Origin of the sequence: Rhizobium sp. LjRoot98, assembly GCF_964252935.1 — a bacterium.
GTDB lineage: Bacteria > Pseudomonadota > Alphaproteobacteria > Rhizobiales > Rhizobiaceae > Pararhizobium.
This window is the reverse complement of the sequence record NZ_CAXUPW020000040.1, coordinates 1-3,037: the sequence shown is the minus strand read 5'-3', so window position 1 is coordinate 3,037 and position 3,037 is coordinate 1. Positions and strand designations below refer to the sequence as shown.

Below are 3,037 nucleotides of genomic sequence, written 5' to 3'. Positions count from 1 at the left end.
ATGACAGTCATCAACACTATGCGCAAGGTAATGCGGAGCGTGCTCGATCGGGTCCGCGTCGCGTCGAGGTTATCATCGGCGAAGAGCGCCGGCGTCGATGGAGCCCCGAGGATAAGGCGACGATTACGGCGGCGAGTTTTGTGCCTGGTGCCAATATCTCTGCGGTCGCACGTCAATACGGCGTCAGCCAAGGCTTGTTACACTACTGGCGCCGCTGCGCCCGCGAGCGCGTATCGGATGGGCAGGAGATGTGTTTCGTCCCTGTGGCAAAGATTGAAGACGAGCGGCTCCAGCCTTCTCTCGATACGAATCTGACTGTGCGCATTGAGATTCACGGTGCTTGTGTCGTTATCGAAGGCGGCGTTGACGAGCAGGCACTACGGACGGTGTTCAGTGCGCTGCGAGGGTTGGCTTGATCTCGCTTGGATCGGATTTGCGGATCCTGATTGCTTCAAAGCCGGTGGATTTTAGGAAAGGCATCAACGGTCTGGCGGCACTGGTGTCGACAGCGCTTGGCGCGAACCCTTATTCGGGTGACGTCTATATCTTCCGCAGTAAGCGCAACGATCGTTTGAAGATGGTGGTTTGGGACGGCAGTGGCATGGTGATGGTGACCAAGGTTTTAGAAGATCGCCACTTTACCTGGCCCGCCGTTCGTGACGGGGCGGTTCACCTTGGCGCGAGCGAATTGGCGCTTTTGCTCGATGGCCTGGACTGGACAAAGGTAGAGAAAAAGCCCGTGAAACGCCCCACAAAAATAGCGTGATCCCGTTGTAATCTATCGACAATTATGTGAACTCCGGCTAGTGTTGGTCATGCTCAACCGTGGCCAACACCTGCCTCGGGACCCTGACATTTTGGTCGGCATGGTCCTGGAAAGAGACGCTGAAATCGAGCGTCTGAAAGGCATGTTGAAGGCGGCCAACGCCCAGCCTTTTGGGCAAAAATCCGAAAAGTCGATTACTGTCTTGGAAGGACAAATACGTCTCGACCTGGGGGACGCGGAGCTTAACGTTGAGGTCGCTGCGGCCAACGATGAGCCAAAGCCAGCTAGGGAGCCGGGCCAAGCAAGCGCCAAATCTCAACCCCGTCGCAACCTCGGTGCCCTACCTGAACATCTTGAACGCGTCGTTGAGGTCATTGAGCCATCATCCTTGGAATGTGCCTGCTGCCAGGGACAACTCCATCGCATCGGTGAAGAAGAAAGCGAGGCGCTGGCGTCACGGCCGGCTACGCTTTATGTTTTGCGCACCGTGCGGCCGAAATACGCCTGCCGGGCCTGTGAAGCCGGCATCGTTCAAGCCAAGGCGAGGCCGCGTTTGTTCGACGGCGGCCTGGCGACGACTTCCATGATCAGCAATGTGGTCGTGTGGCGATATGCCTGGTACCTGCCGCTCCACCGCCAGGTTCAGATGCTGAAAGGACAAGGCGTCCGTTTAGACACGTCAACGCTTTGTGGCTGGGTAAAGCGCTCAGCTTGGTGGCTGAAAACGCTCTATGATAAGCTCTTGGCCTATATCCATAGCCATTCCCGTGTGTTCGTGGATGAAACCCGAATGCCGGTCCTCAAAAAAGGTCGAAAACGAACGAAAACCTGTCAGTTCTGGGCCCATGCGGTGGACGATCGTCCGTGGAACGGCCCGGCCTATCCGGCAGTGGCCTATGTCTTTGCGCAAGGTCGTGGCAAGGCGGAAATCCAATCGCAACTGGTGAACTACCGCGGGCTTTTGCAGGTCGATGCCTATAAAGCCTATAAGAGTTTGACCCGATCCGGCCGTCGGGCCGGAAAGATTACCCTTGCCTATTGTCTGGCCCATGCGCGTCGTAAGTTCGTAGATGTCTTCAAAAAGTACAAATCCGAGCTGGCAAAAACGGTGCTTGAGCGCCTGGCCGAAATCTATGCGATCGAAGCCAAGATCCGCGGCACGAGCGCCGAACATCGGCTCTCTGTTCGTCAGGCCAAAACCAGAGGCCTGATGGCTGATCTGAAAGTGCTTCTGGTGGACACGATCAAGGATATATCCGCGAAGGACCCCGTCGCATCCGCCATCAGATACACGCTGGGGCTTTGGTCCGGCCTAACCCTATTCCTGGATGACGGCAGGCTTGAGGTCGATTCCAACACCGTGGAGCGCAATATGCGGAGCATTGCGCTTGGGCGCGTCAATAGCCTATTTGCCGGCAGTGATGGCGGCGCCGAATCTTGGGCCATTCTAGGATCCTTGCTGACGACAGCCAAGTTGAACGGCCTCGATCCCTATACGTGGCTGAACGACGTGCTTGAGCGCATCGTGTCGGGCGAGATAAAGTCGACCTCCCTTGAGCGTTGCCTGCCATGGCATTGGAAACGAGAACACGCAGATATGAATTTGGCGGTGGCGGCGTGAAACGGCCCAAGCGTGCGAAACTTCTAACCCTGGAACAGTTGGAGGCCTGGTTCGACAAGACTGAGCCGGCACCGCCTTGTGGCGGCGTCTCGATGATGAACGGCTTCCTGACCGGTTTGGCGGCTGGTCCGGTCTTCCTGTTGCCAAATGACTGGATGTTCCATGTCATAGGCGATCACGAGAAGAGAGCGTTCATTGGCAACAAGGTCCAGGCGGTGATCGATACGATCGTCGATCATTACAACCTCATAGCCCACCAGCTAACGACGCCCCACCGATATGCTCCGATGTTGATGCGCACTGACGAGGAAGAGGTGCTTTCCGGGGACTGGGCTGACGGGTTCTTTGGGGCCATCGGCTTAAACTTTGAAGAATGGGCGCCCCTGTTCGCTCACAAGCAGACCGGCGAACCAATCATGGGCATTCTCATTCAATGCACAAAGCCCGATCTGATCGAAATGATCGCGACGGCGTTTCCAAAGCCGCCTGAGGCCATTCTTAAAGACGCCTGGCGTACGATTCCGTTCGCGGTCGAGAGCATCTACGCGCACTGCAAGCCGATACGCTTTAATCCAGGCGCGCCCGCAAACGACGCTTAGTCCGGATTGGCAACCGGCGCTTCCTATGTTGCCTTTGGCGTCAGGCGACAT

At 56.7% G+C, this 3,037-nt stretch carries 4 protein-coding genes; all 4 read left to right on the top strand.

Annotated elements, in window-relative coordinates:
• On the top strand, positions 1 to 416 hold a 416-nt coding region (tnpA, locus tag ACSQ3J_RS31165), incomplete at its 5' end, for an IS66-like element accessory protein TnpA (protein WP_436041161.1).
• Positions 413 to 766: an IS66 family insertion sequence element accessory protein TnpB gene (gene tnpB, locus ACSQ3J_RS31160; RefSeq protein ID WP_112834636.1), complete on the top strand. Its 354-nt coding sequence runs from the start codon at positions 413 to 415 to the stop codon at positions 764 to 766. The genes tnpA and tnpB, both read left to right, overlap by 4 nt.
• Before the next feature lie 49 nt (positions 767 to 815).
• The gene (gene tnpC, locus ACSQ3J_RS31155) at positions 816 to 2,387 is read left to right on the top strand and encodes an IS66 family transposase (RefSeq protein WP_112834637.1); all 1,572 of its coding nucleotides are present in this window, start codon (positions 816 to 818) and stop codon (positions 2,385 to 2,387) included.
• On the top strand, positions 2,384 to 2,986 hold the full coding sequence (locus ACSQ3J_RS31150) for a YecA family protein (protein WP_060510661.1): 603 nt from the start codon (positions 2,384 to 2,386) through the stop codon (positions 2,984 to 2,986). Before tnpC ends, ACSQ3J_RS31150 begins: the two co-directional genes overlap by 4 nt.
• The last annotated feature ends 51 nt before the right edge of the window (positions 2,987 to 3,037 follow it).

Coding starts and splice junctions, on each gene's coding strand:
- tnpC (WP_112834637.1), top strand. CDS start 816: ATGCTCAACCGTGGCCAACACCTGCCTCGGGACCCTGACATTTTGGTC.